The sequence below is a fragment of the Pantoea sp. X-Soil-ISGK-259 genome, from assembly GCF_059730705.1.
In genome coordinates, this window is sequence record NZ_AP035986.1 from 2,999,052 (window position 1) to 3,014,751 (window position 15,700).

10 protein-coding genes are annotated in these 15,700 nt (G+C 57.3%); all 10 read right to left on the minus strand.

The annotated features are described in order from the left end of the window. Positions 1 to 162: 162 nt before the first annotated feature. A complete protein-coding gene (gene bamB, locus AC6I77_RS14205) occupies positions 163 to 1,344 on the minus strand; it encodes an outer membrane protein assembly factor BamB (protein WP_003848699.1) in 1,182 nt (393 codons plus the stop codon). A 19-nt stretch (positions 1,345 to 1,363) separates the two neighbouring features. After that, positions 1,364 to 1,981, minus strand: coding sequence for a YfgM family protein (locus AC6I77_RS14210; RefSeq protein WP_136196758.1), 618 nt, complete (start codon positions 1,979 to 1,981; stop codon positions 1,364 to 1,366). 39 nt (positions 1,982 to 2,020) lie between these two features. Further along, positions 2,021 to 3,295 carry a histidine--tRNA ligase gene (hisS, locus tag AC6I77_RS14215; protein WP_039659536.1) on the minus strand — a complete coding sequence of 425 codons (1,275 nt, stop codon included), beginning with the start codon at positions 3,293 to 3,295 and terminating at the stop codon, positions 2,021 to 2,023. 105 nt (positions 3,296 to 3,400) lie between these two features. Beyond that, on the minus strand, positions 3,401 to 4,522 hold the full coding sequence (gene ispG / locus AC6I77_RS14220) for a flavodoxin-dependent (E)-4-hydroxy-3-methylbut-2-enyl-diphosphate synthase (protein WP_003848692.1): 1,122 nt from the start codon (positions 4,520 to 4,522) through the stop codon (positions 3,401 to 3,403). A 37-nt stretch (positions 4,523 to 4,559) separates the two neighbouring features. Then, entirely contained in the window at positions 4,560 to 5,579 is a 1,020-nt protein-coding gene (rodZ, locus tag AC6I77_RS14225) for a cytoskeleton protein RodZ (RefSeq protein WP_003848690.1), read from the minus strand. Next, a complete protein-coding gene (gene pilW / locus AC6I77_RS14230) occupies positions 5,569 to 6,303 on the minus strand; it encodes a type IV pilus biogenesis/stability protein PilW (protein WP_039659535.1) in 735 nt (244 codons plus the stop codon). Before pilW ends, rodZ begins: the two co-directional genes overlap by 11 nt. 80 nt (positions 6,304 to 6,383) lie before the next feature. Beyond that, positions 6,384 to 7,553 carry a dual-specificity RNA methyltransferase RlmN gene (gene rlmN / locus AC6I77_RS14235; protein ID WP_039659533.1) on the minus strand — a complete coding sequence of 390 codons (1,170 nt, stop codon included), beginning with the start codon at positions 7,551 to 7,553 and terminating at the stop codon, positions 6,384 to 6,386. Between the two features lie 186 nt (positions 7,554 to 7,739). Next, the gene (gene ndk, locus AC6I77_RS14240; RefSeq protein ID WP_003848684.1) at positions 7,740 to 8,171 is read right to left on the minus strand and encodes a nucleoside-diphosphate kinase; all 432 of its coding nucleotides are present in this window, start codon (positions 8,169 to 8,171) and stop codon (positions 7,740 to 7,742) included. A 175-nt stretch (positions 8,172 to 8,346) separates the two neighbouring features. Then, entirely contained in the window at positions 8,347 to 10,683 is a 2,337-nt protein-coding gene (gene pbpC / locus AC6I77_RS14245) for a peptidoglycan glycosyltransferase PbpC (RefSeq protein ID WP_039659532.1), read from the minus strand. 3 nt (positions 10,684 to 10,686) lie between these two features. Then, a complete protein-coding gene (locus AC6I77_RS14250; RefSeq protein WP_497817066.1) occupies positions 10,687 to 15,582 on the minus strand; it encodes an alpha-2-macroglobulin family protein in 4,896 nt (1,631 codons plus the stop codon). Between the last annotated feature and the right edge of the window lie 118 nt (positions 15,583 to 15,700).

Below are 15,700 nucleotides of genomic sequence, written 5' to 3' on the forward strand. Positions count from 1 at the left end.
CAATAAAAAATTAATCGCCCGAATGGCGAGATTATAACGGCTCTGGCCGTTAAGTTCAGGCTTAAGGCGCAAAGAATACCATGCCTGACTAAAAACGAAACGGCCCCTGATTAAATCAGGAGCCGTCGGAACGGAGGATTTCACCTGCCAGACGTTTACCCGTTAACGGGTAATCGCATAAACCTCACCGTCTTTGGACTGGATCAGCAGCTTGTCGCTGGCAACTACCGGCTCGGTCTGGAAGCCTGAGCTATCCAGTTCCTGCTGTGCCACAAAACGTCCATCTGTGGTGTTCAGCCAGTGCAGATAGCCTTCGCTGTCACCGACTATCAGATAACCGTTGTAGAGCACCGGTGAAGTCAGGTTGCGATGCAGCAGATCGCTTTGACGCCAGATGGCAACACCGCCGTCAGTGTTAAGAGCGATCACACGATCGTCCTGATCGACCAGATAGATACGGCCGGCATCAACAATCAGATCCTTCACACCGCCGATTTCGCGTTTCCACAAAATCTGACCTGAACGCAGATCCAGCGCCGACAGATTGCCATTGTAGGCCAGTGCATAAACGACGCCGTTAACGATAACCGGTGTGGTATCGACGTCATTAAGACGGTCAATCTCCGTGGCACCGCTGACCTGAGAAATACGCTGCTGCCAGATCAGCTGTCCCTGGTTCATTGCCACGGCACTGACACGGCCGTTGTCGCCACCGACAATTGCGCCGCCAAAGGCCACAGCCGGCGCAGATTCACCGCGCAGAGACAGCGCTGGCATATCCAGGTTGACGCTCCACTTCACCACACCGCTGCTCTGATCCAGTCCCTGCAACATGCCGTTGCTGGTATGAATCAGCACCAGGCCATCGCTGACCACCGGACGTGACAGCGCTTCACCGGCGACTTTCGTCTGCCAGGCCACGCTACCATCGCTGCTGTTCAGGGCAAAAACCTGGCCGCGTTCGCTGCCAACATAAATGCGGTCGCCATCGGCCGTCAGGCCACCTGATAGCAGGGCTGAAATATTTTTCGAGAAGAAGCCGGTTTTCTCAGAGAGATCGACTTTCCACTTTTCTTTACCGTCTGCGGCATCCAGTGCTTTGACGATACCAAAGCGGTCGGCAGCGTAAACCGTATTATCCTGCCAGGCAGGATGCAGATTTGAGTAGAAATCACCCACACCGTCACCAACCGAGGTGCTCCACACTTTCTGTGGCGTGAACTGGTTTTCGACCTTCGGCAACGGGGCCATTTTTACTACATCTTCTTCGCCGCTAAACAGCGAACAACCGCTGAGCAAAGTGACTGAAATCAGTCCCGGCAGCAGGTATTTACGTAATTCCATGCGCTCTCTCTTGACTGGCTTAGCTTAAGTTATTCATCTTCATCTGCATCATTTGCTTCAATGCCGGAGAGGCGTCAGATTCAACCCCTTTACTCCAAGCATCGCGCGCGCCCTGCTTGTCGCCTTTGGTCAGCAGCGCTTCGCCGCGAATATCGGCCACAATGGCTGTCCAGCCATCACCCTTCACACCGTCAAGGGTTTTAAGCGCCGCATCGGCTTGATTCTGTTGCAGTTGAATGCGGGCCAGGCGCAGGTTAATGACCGCCTGCAGATTGGCATCTTTGGTATCTTTCAGTCCGTTTTGCAGCAACGTCGCAGCCTTATCGAGCTGACCGGCGTCAACATACTGCTTCGCCAGATCCATCGCTGCCAGCGCACCGTAGGTATTGCTGTTTTCACTGGCAAAACGGTTTACCGCTTCCAGCGTTTCCGGTTTGCCTGCCTGCATGGCGCTGGTCAGTTGCTGATACTGCGCAGACACTGACTTCGCCGTATCGTCCTGATGACTGCTCCAGTAACGCCAGCCACCCAGCGCAGCAATGCCGATCACTACGCCAATGGCTAACGCTTTGCCATTGTTGGCAAAAAAGTTGCGCAGCGCGTCGGTCTGCTCGTTCTCATTGCTATACACTTCCACGCAATCCCTCTCCTTTCTATGGTTGGTGCTGTGTCACGCTTACTGTAACAGCGTACGCAATACAGCAGCAGCCTCTGCCTGATCCAGCGTTTGCTGCTCGCCACGGCGTAGATCTTTAATCACGACCTGACCGGCTTTGACTTCATCCTCGCCTAACACCAGGGCAACACGCGCGCCCCACTTGTCAGCACGGGCAAATTGCTTCTTGAAGTTACCGCCGCCAAAGTTGGTCATCAGCCTCAGTTCTGGCGCTTCGTCACGCAATTTCTCAGCCAGCTGCATTGCAGCAGACTGCACGCCCTGACCTGAGGCGATAACATAGACATCCACATTGCTCGTCGGTTCAAATTCAGGATTAACCGCCTGAACCAGCAGCACCAGGCGCTCCATGCCCATGGCAAAGCCTACGGCTGGCGTTGCGCGCCCCCCGAGCTGCTCAACCAGGCCATCGTAGCGACCACCGCCGCAAACCGTGCCCTGTGAACCCAGGCTATCGGTGACCCACTCAATCACGGTGCGATTGTAGTAATCCAGACCGCGCACCAGACGCTGATTGACGGTGTAGCTGATTCCGGCGTCATCCAGCAGGGCACACAGGCCGCTGAAATGTTCGCGTGATTCGTCATCCAGATAGTCGCCAAGTTGTGGCGCATCATTCAGCAGTTGCTGAACATCGGGATTTTTACTGTCGAGAACGCGCATCGGGTTGCTGTACATGCGGCGCTTGCAATCCTCATCCAGCACCTCTTTGTGCTGTTCAAGGAAGGCGACCAGCGCGTCGCGGTAGTGAGCACGCGCTTCCAGCGAACCGATAGAGTTAAGTTCCAGGCGAACGTGCTCAAAGATACCCAGGGCTTTCCACCAGCGGGCATTCAGCATGATCAGTTCAGCATCGATGTCTGGTCCCTGCAGACCAAAAACTTCCACGCCAATCTGATAGAACTGACGATAGCGGCCTTTCTGCGGACGCTCATAGCGGAACATGGGACCCATGTACCACAGACGCTGTTCCTGGTTGTAGAGTAAACCGTGTTCGATACCGGCTCGCACACAGCCTGCTGTGCCTTCCGGACGCAGCGTCAGGCTTTCGCCGTTGCGATCGTCAAAGGTATACATCTCTTTTTCAACCACGTCGGTGACTTCACCGATGGCGCGCTTAAACAGTGGGGTTTGCTCTACCAGCGGTAAGCGAATTTCGCTGTAACCGTAGCTCGCCAGCGTCTGCTTGAGAACGCCTTCAATCCGTTGCCAGAGGGCAGTATCCGCAGGCAGGTAGTCGTTCATCCCGCGAATCGCCTGAATATTCTTCGCCACGTTAGAATCTCTTAATGCAAAAAAACCTGTCCGGCATCATACCTTATGAGGATGAAACCGCACAGGTTCAGTCAAAAAAGTCACGCACGCAGACCGCGCGCGCCATTATTTTTCCAGATGCTGCACATCAATACGGCGGCTGGCATCCAGCATCGACGCTTTGGCGCGAATGCGCGCTTCCAGCTGATCAATCATGTCATTGTTGTCGAGACGATCGCGCTGACGCACGCCATCTTCGTAGAAACCACTCTTCTTGCTGCCGCCGGTCACGCCCAGCGTAGAGAGGGTCGCTTCACCCGGTCCGTTGACGACACAGCCGATAATGGAGACATCCATCGGGGTGATCAGATCTTCCAGACGCTGCTCCAGCGCGTTGACCGTGCCGATAACGTCAAACTCCTGACGTGAACAGGTTGGACAGGCGATGAAGTTGATCCCGCGAGAGCGAATGCGCAGTGACTTCAGGATATCGAAACCGACTTTGACTTCTTCAACCGGGTCGGCCGCCAGCGAGATACGCAGCGTATCGCCGATCCCTTCTGACAGTAACAGGCCAAGTCCAATCGCAGATTTTACTGCGCCTGCGCGTGCGCCACCCGCTTCGGTGATGCCGAGATGCAGAGGCTGTTCGATCTGTTTCGCCAGCAGGCGATAAGATTCAACGGCAAGGAAGACGTCAGAGGCTTTTACGCTGACTTTGAATTGATCGAAGTTAAGACGGTCAAGATGATCGACATGACGCATGGCTGATTCCAGCAACGCCTGCGGCGTCGGCTCGCCATACTTTTCCTGCAGATCTTTTTCCAGTGAACCGGCGTTCACGCCAATTCGAATCGGAATATTGTTGTCGCGTGCGCAGTCAACCACCATACGGATGCGCTCGTTGTTCCCGATATTACCGGGATTGATGCGCAGGCAGTCGACGCCATACTCGGCGACTTTCAGGGCGATGCGGTAGTCAAAATGAATATCTGCAACCAGCGGTACATTCACCTGCTGTTTGATCAGTCTGAATGCTTCTGCGGCATCCATGGTAGGCACCGAGATACGAACGATGTCGACACCGACTCGCTCAAGGGCTTTGATCTGATTTACCGTCGCTTCCACGTCAGTGGTGCGGGTGTTGGTCATCGACTGAACAGCGATTGGCGCGCCGTCACCGACCGGCACCTTGCCGACGTAAATGCGTTTGGATTTACGGCGGATAATGGGTGCTTCGTTATGCATATTTCTTCTCCACAATTGCCCGGTACGCGATACGCTGTTATTGCGCACCCAACGTCAGGCGAGCAACCTGGTTATTACGGATAAAACGACTTAAATCAACGGGCTGATTCTGATATTGCACCTGAACCGCACGAGGCGCGCCAATTTTCAGACGATACGGAGGCGTTCCTGCGAGGCTGAGTTTACCACCACTACGCTGAATGCCGCTGAACAGTTTTTTGCCGGTCGCGTCACTGACTTCCAGCCAGCAGTCGGCGTTGAAGTTCATGACCACCGCATTAGGGTCAGCTGCCGGCTCATTGACCGCAGCTGCACCGACGGGCATCGGAGGTGCCGCGCTGGTTGTCGGCGTCGTGGCTGCTGGTGCAGCCGCTGAGTTGTCCACTGGCGCCTGGCTCGGCGACACCACAGCATTGCTGGTGTTATCCGGCTGAGTGGTGGTCGCGCTATTGCTGGCGGTGGCGGCCGGAGCCGCACTCGCCGGCGCACTGGCTGCGCCGCTGTTACTGGTCGTGGTGGTGTTGCTCTCGTCAGTTGCGGCAGGTGCCGCGCTATCACCACTGCTTTCACCCAGCGGAATCGACTGACCATTATCACCGCTGCTACTGCTCTGGTCGGTCATCGGCACCAGATCGTCCTGAGACGCTTTATGGTTCTGCCACCACCAGGCGCCCGTCAGCCCCACGACCACAAACACCACCAGCCAGGTAAAAATCATTAACCAGCCGTCGCGTTTCTTGCGGCGTTTGCCCAGTGAAAAACTTTGCATCGGCTCAATCTTTGAAGACCGAATCGGTGTCTGCTTCGCCATCATCGGCAGCAGTTCCTCTTCAGGAATATGCACCAGACGCGCGTAAGAGCGAATGTAGCCGCGCAGGAACGTGGAAGCTAAATCAGCAGGTGATTTGTCCTCCTCAATGTCACGCACGGTAGAAAGTTTCAGGCACAGGCGTTCAGCGACGTTCTGCTGCGTCAGCCCCATCTGCTCACGGGCCAGACGCAGGCGTTCACCTGTTGATTGTAATGCAGAGTTTTCTTGAGTGGCTTCAGTATTCATTAGCTAAATAACGCTGGTACTGTATCGATTGCGGAAAACGTCGCGCTAACCGGTCGCCATAACGTGAAACGTCAGCGGCATTTCCCTGTAGCGCGGCGAAACGTAAGTGTAACGCCAGACTTCGTGCTGTTTCAGGCAGTTGTTGCTGGTAAACACTAAGCAAAACCTGAGCCTTCGACAGATGGTTATCTGCCAGCTGCTTTTCAGCTTCCGACAGCAGCGAGTCAGCTTTACGCCTGTCAGCATCAATGGCCTGACGTAACGCCCTGCGGGCAGCAGCAACATCGCCAGCCTGCAGATAACAAAAGCCTGCCAGTTCAAGCGCGTCATTGCGAGCATCAAACTGCTGTGCTGCGCTTGCCCGACTAAACTGTTGATGCGCTTCGTCATACTGCCTTAAAGCGCAGAGAAACGCACCGTAATTGTTAGCAACAAAACCATTATCCGGCGCCTGCTGCTGTGCCAGTATAAACCGTGCCTGCGCCGCTGTCTGATTACCCTGCTTCAGTGCCAGCCGTGCCAGCGCAAGCGAGACCCGGTAATCATGTGGCGCAGCGGCCTGTGCCCTTAGAAAGTTTCGCTCAGCCGCAGCAGCGTCGCCACTGGCCAGATAGTGCATCCCTAACTGCAGACGCACCTCTTCTGCGCCAGGTTCACGCGGCTGACTGACACACCCGCTTACAACAAACAGCGCCAGCAACACTGCAGGTAATCCATTACGCATAATCGTTTCCCTCCGTTTGACGTTGACAGGCTGCAGCCTGCCACGGGTCATCACGTCAGGAAACGCGCGATTTCAACCTTCTAGAGAGGCTTCACAGATATGGCTTCACCCGCCATTTTGATGCGCATCGTCCGCTTGGTACGGTCAATGACTTCGCCGGCTAACTGACCGCAGGCGGCATCAATGTCGTCACCACGGGTTTTACGCACGATGGTGGTAAAACCATAGTCCATTAAAACTTTGGAGAAGCGATCGATACGGCTGTTAGAGCTACGGCCATACGGCGCGCCCGGGAAGGGATTCCACGGAATCAGGTTGATTTTACACGGTGTTTCTTTCAGTAATGCGGCAAGTTCATGCGCATCATCAGTGCTGTCATTGACGTGATCCAGCAGGACGTACTCAATGGTCACGCGTCCCTGGTTGGCGTTGGATTTCGCGATGTAACGCTTCACCGCCGCCAGGAAGGTTTCGATATTGTACTTTTTGTTGATCGGCACGATGTCATCACGCAGCTTGTCGTTTGCTGCATGCAGCGAGATCGCCAGCGCCACGTCGATCATATCACCCAGTTTATCCAGCGCAGGCACGACGCCAGAGGTGGAGAGGGTTACGCGACGCTTCGACAGACCAAAACCGAAGTCATCCAGCATGATCTCCATCGCCGGAACCACGTTATTGAGATTGAGCAGGGGCTCGCCCATGCCCATCATCACCACGTTGGTGATAGGACGCTGGCCGGTGATTTTGGCTGCACCAACAATTTTCGCCGCACGCCACACCTGACCAATAATTTCTGACACCCGCAGGTTACGGTTAAAGCCCTGCTGTGCGGTCGAACAGAATTTACACTCCAGCGCACACCCCACCTGTGAAGAGACACACAGCGTGGCGCGATCGCCTTCCGGGATGTAGACCGTTTCCACCAGCTGGTCGCCCACGCGAATGGCCCATTTAATGGTGCCGTCGGTGGAGCGCATCTCTTCCGCCACTTCTGGCGCGCGGATTTCCGTCAGCTCCATCAGCCGGTTACGCAGCTTTTTGTTGATGTCGGTCATCTGCTCGAAGTCATCGCAGCAGTAGTGATAAATCCACTTCATGACCTGATCGGCGCGGAAAGGCTTCTCGCCCAGCGACAGGAAAAATTCCCGCATCTGCTGACGGTTGAGATCCAGCAGGTTTATTTTCTGGCTTTTGGGAGAAACGACAATGGGGGACACGGACGCGGACGTCTCAATCTGTTCGGACATAATATTCTCTGGCCTCGTTGTTACACGTTATGGCGCTGTTCAGGGATAGGTGAAAAAATTGCGCCTTCATTAAGCGATGTCAATGAAGGCGCAATATTGTACAACATCTGCGGCCTGATAACAGGCGGGAGTGACCTCCCCTACGCAGATTTTTGTAAAGCCGCTGTAACGTTTATCGCCGGGCGATTAACGGGTACGTGGGCAGATTTCGTTTTCGCCGAAGAAATAAGCGATCTCGCGGGCAGCGGATTCAGCAGAATCTGAACCGTGGGTCGCGTTTTCGGTGAAGCTGTCAGCGTAGTCAGCACGCAGTGTGCCAGCCAGTGCGTTTGCCGGGTTAGTTGCACCCATCAGGTCACGGTGACGCTGAACCGCATTTTCACCTTCCAGCACGGATACAACAACCGGGCCAGAGGTCATGAATTCAACCAGACCATCGAAGAATGGCTTGCCCTGGTGCTCAGCGTAAAAGCCTTCAGCCTGCTCTTTGCTCAGCTGCAGCATTTTTGCGCCAACGATTTTGAAGCCAGCGCTTTCAAAACGGTTATAGATAGCACCAATCACATTTTTAGCGACGGCGTTTGGCTTGATGATAGAAAAAGTACGTTCGATTGCCATGATGACCTCTGTCTTGACGTTCTGAAGAAACCGGTGGCGTCCGCCCCGGTTAAGAAACGGCGCCGATTATAGGGGCTGAGTGCGGCATTGCCTATCAGAGATCCCCAATTTGTTGAAAATTCTTGATCTGAGTCGAGGCAGGCGCGCCATAGTTATGATTTAGCGCAAAAAATCGTCAGCCCCGAGTGAAGGTGACCGAGACAAGTTGTCCCTCTTCATCCATTACCACCAGCTGATACTCGCCGGGATGATCAAGATGCAGCGACAGGCTGTTCGCCGCGTTTTGCGTCATCAATGGCTCACCATTCAGGAACCACCAGCGTTGCGTGCCCTGCCCTCCCTGCACCGCGACCGGGATCGTCAGCGTGCTATTACCCGGCAGCGGTTTAACGATTTGCCGCTCAATAACGCCGGTGACAATCAGTGGTGCGCTACTGCCCTGTTGTAATGGCGGACAATGGGTATCGACAGGCGGTAAGCGCTGCGCCCGCCGCTCCTGAGGCGGCAGCCACGCTTCCAGCGGCAGCGGCCAGACCAGCCGTTCGTGGCGGGTGGCGCCGGGGCAATCTGCTGCGACGCGCAGTCCCTGCGCATTTTGCCAGTAGCCCGCGCGTAATCCGCTGAGGCTCTCCTGACCGGGCGCCAGCAGTGTTGGCGGCAACGTATCAGAAGCGACCCAGCTTTGCCGACGCTGGCGGCAGTTTTCATCTCCGGCAGGCAACGGCTGACCACCAGGCCAGCATATGGTCGCGACCGTTACCGAGGCCGGACGTGGGTCGACCGGCACGTCACGCCTGCCGAGACGGCTCATCAGCACGCTGTTAATCTGATTCATGACTGGCACGGCAGAGGCGAAACCAAACTGCCCGGCAACCGGAGTCGCATCCGGCCGCCCCACCCAGACGCCAATCAGATAACGGGGATTGATGCCCACCGACCAGGCGTCGCGATAGCCGTAACTGGTGCCGGTTTTCCAGGCCAGCGGCACCACATCAGGTACGCTGCCATTACCGGCCGGTTGCGCTTCACCCGCCAGGATGCGCCGGATGATCCACGCCGATGCGGGTGAAAGCAGCGGTCGCTGCTGCAAGGGTTGATCGGGCGTCCAGCGCAGTGCAGCGGCATTGCCGTGACGGGCAAAGGCGCTATAAGCCGCCACAATTTCATCCATACGGGCGCCGGTGCCGCCAAGAATCAACGAAAGATTGGGTTCCGCGCCTGGCGGGAAACGTAAATTCAGACCCACATTGCGCAGACGCGCCGCAACGTTTTTCGGTCCCAGCGCCTCCAGCACCTGTACAGCCGGCAGATTCAGGGAGCGTACCAGCGCATCGCTGGCGCTGACCGGCCCGTGAAAACCGGTGTCGAAATTGCCTGGTCGGTAATCACCAAAGCGACGCGGCACATCCTGCAGCAGCGATTCGGCATGAATCAGCCCCTCATCCAGCGCCATGCCGTAAACAAAGGGTTTTAACACCGAGCCAGGCGAACGCACGCTGGCGATCATGTCCACATGCCCGAACCGACTGTCATCGGTAAAGTCAGCCGAACCGACATAGCCCCGAACCGCCATGGTGGTGTGATCGACCACCAGCATCGCCAGTGAGGTGCGCGGCGGAAGCTGGTTTTTAACGTTCAGCGCCAGGCTTTCCAGTTCGCGCTGCAGTGAAGGATCGAGCGTGGAGACAATCTTGTCGCTGGAACTGATCGACAGTAATCGCCGGGCCAGCAGCGGCGCCATCTGCGGCATCTGCCGTGGCGGCAGCCAGACCGGCTCCTGACGGATTTCCGCCACCTGCTCAGCGGACCAGATGCGGTATTCCGCCAGCCGATCCAGCACTTTATTGCGTGCCGCTTCTGCCCGCTCTGGCCAGCGATCGGGGCGAAGTCGGCTGGGTGCCTGCGGCAAAACCGCCAGCAGCGCTGCCTCGCCCGGTGTCAGCTGTGACGGGGATTTCCCCAGCCAGCTCCAGCTTGCCGCGCCCACTCCTTCCAGCGTGCCGCCAAAAGGCGCACGGTTAAGGTAGAGCGTCAGGATGTCACGTTTGGAAAGGTGCCATTCAAGCTGCAGCGCCCGCCACGCCTGGATTAGCTTGCCCCGCAGCGTACGGGGTTGCGGGTCGATAAGGCGTGCTACCTGCATGGTCAGCGTGCTGCCACCGGAAATAACGCTTTGATGGCGCAAATCCTGCCAGGCCGCACGCACCAGCGCCAGGGGATTGATGCCGGGGTGATACCAGAACCAGCGATCTTCGTAGGTGAGCAGCGCCTGCAGATAAGCCGGAGCGACCTCTTCTGGTGTGACGGGATAGCGCCAGATGCCCTTGCTGTCCGCAAAGCGCCACAGCGGCGTGCCGTCGCTGGCCACAATCACCCGCGCAGGCTGCACCTCTTTAAGCGGCAGCGGGAACAGCCGATCCAGTCCCCATGTCGCCAGCCATAACGCCAGAAAAAAAAGCGGCAGCGCGAGCCACCGCTTTTTAATGGCGCTGATGTTAATCACGCCCTGCATCACTTACTGGATATGCAGCTGCGGCGGTGTACTGCCGGTGGCGCGCCACTCCGGCACATACATCGACTCCACCTGCGGCGGTGGCATCAGATAGCGACCCGGCGTGACCGCCCGGGCCAGATAGACCAGCGTGGCGGGACGATAGGTATCCACCGCCAGGGTCGCGACGAATCGATCGTCTCGGAACTCGATGTGTTTGATATCAGCCTGCTGCATGTCACCCATGCTCTCCTTCAGCGCATCCGCACTGTCACCGAGGCTGGCGCTGCTATCCGCCAGATTCTGGTTTTCCAGCTCCAGACCAGCAGGCAGCAGATCCACCACCAGCGCATCGCTGATGCTGCGTTTCGAGGAGACCGTCAGACGAACCACCAGCAATTCACCGCTGCGCAGATTACTGAGATCGGCAGCTTTGCCATCCAGGGTGAAATATTCACGTTTTATCCCGAGCACATTACTCTCCGGCTGAGGCGCAGCCAGCGGATAACCGGTGACGTCCAGACGACCATACAGCGGCGCACTGCCCGGATTACTGATGGTTAGCCCCTGCAGCAGTTGCTCCGCGCCCAGCCCTTTATTCAGCGGTGCATCGCCCTGTAACGGAGCTGGGTTACCGGACAGCTGCGCCTGCCAGCTCCCGCCCTGCGCCTGCTGTAAGGTATGCGCAGCCAGATAAAGCGCGTTATTTTCCTGGGTCGAGAACCAGCGTTTTCCCCTGACCTCTTTGGAGAGCGACAGCAGCAGACTATTCTGCAAATCAGGCTGCAGCTTATTCTCTGCTAACAGGGCAATCATCATCCCCTCATCGCGCACCGTGCTGCCATAGTCGCCGTACCACGCTTTGTCCGAGCGGGTCAGCGTGGCACCCTGCATGATCGCAAGCGATGCGCGCTGCCCGTCACCCATCAGCTTCAGCGCGACACCCAGCTGCATCAGCGCCAGGCCGGAGCGGGCTTTCTCACGCTTTTCATACAATGCACGCAGCGCACCCAGTGGCGCGCGCTGCTGACGCGCCAGCACCAATCCGGCGTAAGCCTGCACGCTGAACTGCAGCGCGGCGTTGTCGTCACTGCTGCCGCCGCTGATCTGCGCGGGATCCTGCAAGTAGCGCAGCAGCCGTGCGTTAGCGCGATCAACCACATTATCTGGCAGCGCATAGCCCGCCTCACTGGCGCGCAGCAGGAAGTCCGTTACATAAGGCGTCAGCCAGAACTCCTCTTCACTCTGTTTATCCCACAGCCCGAAACTGCCGTTAGCCCGCTGCATGCCCGCCAGACGAGCAATGCCGGTGTCGACGGCGGCCCGTCGCGCTTCATCGCTGCTGGTTTTAATGCCCATAGCAGTTAGCTCAGCATGGCTGGTGTAAAGCGAAGGCCAGAGCCCGCTGGTAGTCTGTTCCAGACAGCCGTAGGGATAGGCATAGAGCGCACTGATATAGCTGGCGATATTCAGCGGCGGACGATTGCTCAGCGTGAGTTGTCCACTCAGGGTCTGTGCATCCAGGCCGGTCAGCGCCGCTGCCGCGATCTGCCAGGGCTGATCGGGATTGATAACGGCATCAAAGTTCAGCGACAGGGCAGGATAAGGCGGCCGGACGCCGATTTTCCACTGCTGTTTGCTGGCCTTAACCTGTTCACCCGGCAGGTTCAGACCGGAAATCTGTACGGCAATCTCGCCATCACCAAAGCCGGTTTTCGCCGTGACCGGAATCTGCAGTGTGGTACGAGCGCCTTTGGCCAGCGTCACGCTCTGGCTGGCCGCACCGGTCAGATCGACTAAGCCACTGCTGGCCACATCCACTTTCAGAGTTTGCGGCAGATCGGTCAGGTTCGTGAGATCGAGCGCCAGTGATGCCGAGTCGCCGCTGGCAAGGAAGCGCGGCGTGGCCAGTTCGCTGATCAGCGGCGCCGCAACCACCAGTTTGCGCTCTGCCGCGCCGAAGCTATCGTCGCTCCAGGCCTGGGTCATCAGCCGCAGTTCGCCGTTAAACGCCGGGATCGGTAGCGTAATCGTCCCGTTGCCCTCTTTATCCAGCGTTACCGCCTGCAACTGTTGCGCCACGATATTCACATGCGTTACCGGCTTTTTACCGCCGCGCGTCATCGATTCATCTTCACCATCACCACCAAAACGCAGCGCCGCCAGTCGGCCTCCGCCTTCAATTAGCTGGCCAAAGACGTCGTACTGATCGACGTTGTAGCGTTTACGGCCAAAGAAAGCCTGCCACGGATCGGGCGTTTTAAAATCTGTCACGCTCAGTACGCCACTATCCACGGCTGACAGCAGCACATTCACTTTTTCAGTCAGCGGGCCGCCATCACGACTGGCATGAACTTTTACCGTCAGGCGTTGCTCAGGACGGATTTTATCGGGTGCATCCAGCGTCAGGTTTAAGCGGCGCGCTTCTGTAGCCATCGGCAGATGCAACAGCCCCACCGCGCGTTTTGGCGTTGCGCCACTGACCTTATCGCCGTCACGCACCACGATGGCACTGAAGTAGAGATCGTGACGCCGCCAGCTCTCAGCAACAGGGACATCCACTGTTGTGCCGCTCTCAGGTACAGTCAGCGGTTGCCACCAGAGCGTGCCGCTGCTCGACTCCACCATCAGGTAACCTTTACCGGCTGCCGGGGAGTCAACCTGCAGATGCACGGTGTCGCCCGGCTGGTAAGCCGCTTTGTCCAGCTTCAGTCTGACCTGATCCGGACGCAGTGCACCCGTGCCGTTGGTGTTGTCCTGCCAGTCATAACCGGCCTGGAACCGCACGCTGCTGACGATCTTCTCGCCCGCCTGCACTTCCAGCCGGTAGTGGCCCCACTCAACCGGGAAGCTGACTTTGGTGCTGCCGTCAGCCGGGATTGAGATGGCGCGTTCATCTTCCTGCAGGTCCTTGTCGCCATACTGCGACTGCCAGCCTTCGCTGTCCGAGAAGCTCCAGTAGTAGTCACGGCGCTCACGGATCAGGCGCACATCCAGCTTGTCTGCCGCCAGTTTCTTGCCCTGACTGTTGGCATAGACAATATCGAATTCGGCCAGGCTCTCTTCCGGCACGGTAGGCTCATCGTGATAGCTGTCACTGCGGTAGTCATAAACGGCCTTGTTACCGAACAGCGGCCGGATACCCGGCAGAGCTTCTGCAGGCCAGATGGCCTGGGTAGCGCGTCGGGTGACCGGACGTCCACCGGTCTCCAGCAGGCTGGCCTGCAGGATCAGGTTGAGCGGAGAGTGCAGCTGATCCCACTGACTCTCTACCGAAAGCTGCGCTTTACCGCTGGCGTCGAGTTTGAGATCGACCTCATCCAGCGTGCGCTTTAGCCCCTCTTCGGTAATGTCACCAAACTGGTAGCCCGGCAGTGCAGCCACCGCTTCGCGTGCCGGTCGCAGATAGAGTTGTCCCTGTAACGTGTTACCCGCCGCCGGTGCGCCAAAGAGATAACGCCCCTCAATACCAAACTCAACGGGGGCATCAGCAGGCTGCGGCTGAGGGTCATTTTTCAGGGTTAACGCCATACGCTCCGGCAGAAAATCCTCGACGTGGAACGTCCATTCACGCTTGAGGTTATCGCCGGTATTGAGTCGCAGTATCCAGTTGCCGGTCATGGCAGATTCGGGCAGTGTCAGGCGCTGCTGGTAGAGGCCCGCCTCAGGCTGCCAGACAAAGGTTCGCATCACCTGGCCATCGGGCTGCACCAGTTCTGCTTTTATCGGCTGAACGGGCAACGGATGTCCGTCGGCATCACGCAGCAGCGCATTGACGATGACGATTTCGCCTGGGCGATAGATATCGCGCGGCCCAAAGACAAACAGCTGTTTGTCATAACCCTGCGGTCCGGCAACCGGAAACTCCGCGAGATCCAGCGCCGGACGCGACAGGTCAATCATTGAGGTCTGTTCACCCTGCACGGCCAGCAGGATCCTGCCTTTTTCATCCGCCCTGAGGCGCAGATGGCCGGTGTTGTCACTGGTGCCGCTTTGCAGCACCTGCCCTTTGGCATCCAGCAACCTGACGCTGACGCCGGAAAGTGTCTGGCCGTTTGCCAGGCTCTGGGCAAACAGTTCAAATTGAGTCGGGAAGCGATGCAGTGAGAGGCCAATGTCGCTCAGGGTGAAAAGTGTAGCGGGCTGGCTGTAGCGATACGTTCCGGCCTGCTTCATCACCGCCAGATAGACGCCCGGCTGCTGAAGCGCGGTAATGTCACTCATCGGCAACTGCAATTTTTCACGGGTGTTGCGCGCCGGATTAAGCTCGAAGCGACCGGAGTAGACCAGCTGGCTGCTTTTCAACAGATCCTGTGACTGCCAGCTGGAGAGGTTATTGCCGTAATTCCACTGCGAGAGGAATTCTGCCAGGCCGGCATTCTTAATGCGGAAGAAATCGACATCGACCTGGTTCACATTTAGCGCCAGCACCGGCAGTCCCTGCGTGATACGCAGCGGCAGCAATGAACCGCGACTGGCAAACCCCACCATCGGCTGGATATCACTGGTGGCGATTTTCTGGCTGTAATCGGCGGCAAGCGTTTCACCGCTGGCCGCGCGCAATCCTGCATCCACCGTGACGGTGAAGTGACGTGAGGGTTCAGGATGACGGAAGCGCAACGTTTTGCGGTTAGCGGAAAGCTCCCAGCCGCCATCCACCCGGCCCTGTTTATCGTCAGTCAGCCTGACTTTTTGCGCGATATCCTGTTTATCATCCAGCGGCTGACTGAAGGTTAAGACCAGCGCAGCGGCACCGTCGATCTGCAGTTCTGAGAGATCGATAATGGTCAGCGGTTTGCTGACCTGAGCCGTTGAGGGTGCCTCTGCCGCCTGAAGAGGCAAAACAGGTAATAGAGTTGCTGACAGCAGCGAGCCACCGATCAGCATGCTGAACAGCAGCCGGGTGTTGCGTTTCTTCATGGTAGTTCCTTCACCGGGACGCAGGGAGTGTCGTTTGATTACGCCGCGCAATTTCATATCAATGCTCGCATTTAATCAACGCTTCTCTTGAGATGGTGCGCACATTCCCTGACACTGG

Bases quoted from the DNA above. Each gene is read 5' to 3' on its own strand.
- pbpC (WP_039659532.1), bottom strand. From the start codon at position 10,683: ATGCAGGGCGTGATTAACATCAGCGCCATTAAAAAGCGGTGGCTCGCG.
- bamB (WP_003848699.1), bottom strand. From the start codon at position 1,344: ATGGAATTACGTAAATACCTGCTGCCGGGACTGATTTCAGTCACTTTG.
- ndk (WP_003848684.1), bottom strand. From the start codon at position 8,171: ATGGCAATCGAACGTACTTTTTCTATCATCAAGCCAAACGCCGTCGCT.
- rodZ (WP_003848690.1), bottom strand. From the start codon at position 5,579: ATGAATACTGAAGCCACTCAAGAAAACTCTGCATTACAATCAACAGGT.
- rlmN (WP_039659533.1), bottom strand. From the start codon at position 7,553: ATGTCCGAACAGATTGAGACGTCCGCGTCCGTGTCCCCCATTGTCGTT.
- pilW (WP_039659535.1), bottom strand. From the start codon at position 6,303: ATGCGTAATGGATTACCTGCAGTGTTGCTGGCGCTGTTTGTTGTAAGC.
- ispG (WP_003848692.1), bottom strand. From the start codon at position 4,522: ATGCATAACGAAGCACCCATTATCCGCCGTAAATCCAAACGCATTTAC.
- AC6I77_RS14250 (WP_497817066.1), bottom strand. From the start codon at position 15,582: ATGAAGAAACGCAACACCCGGCTGCTGTTCAGCATGCTGATCGGTGGC.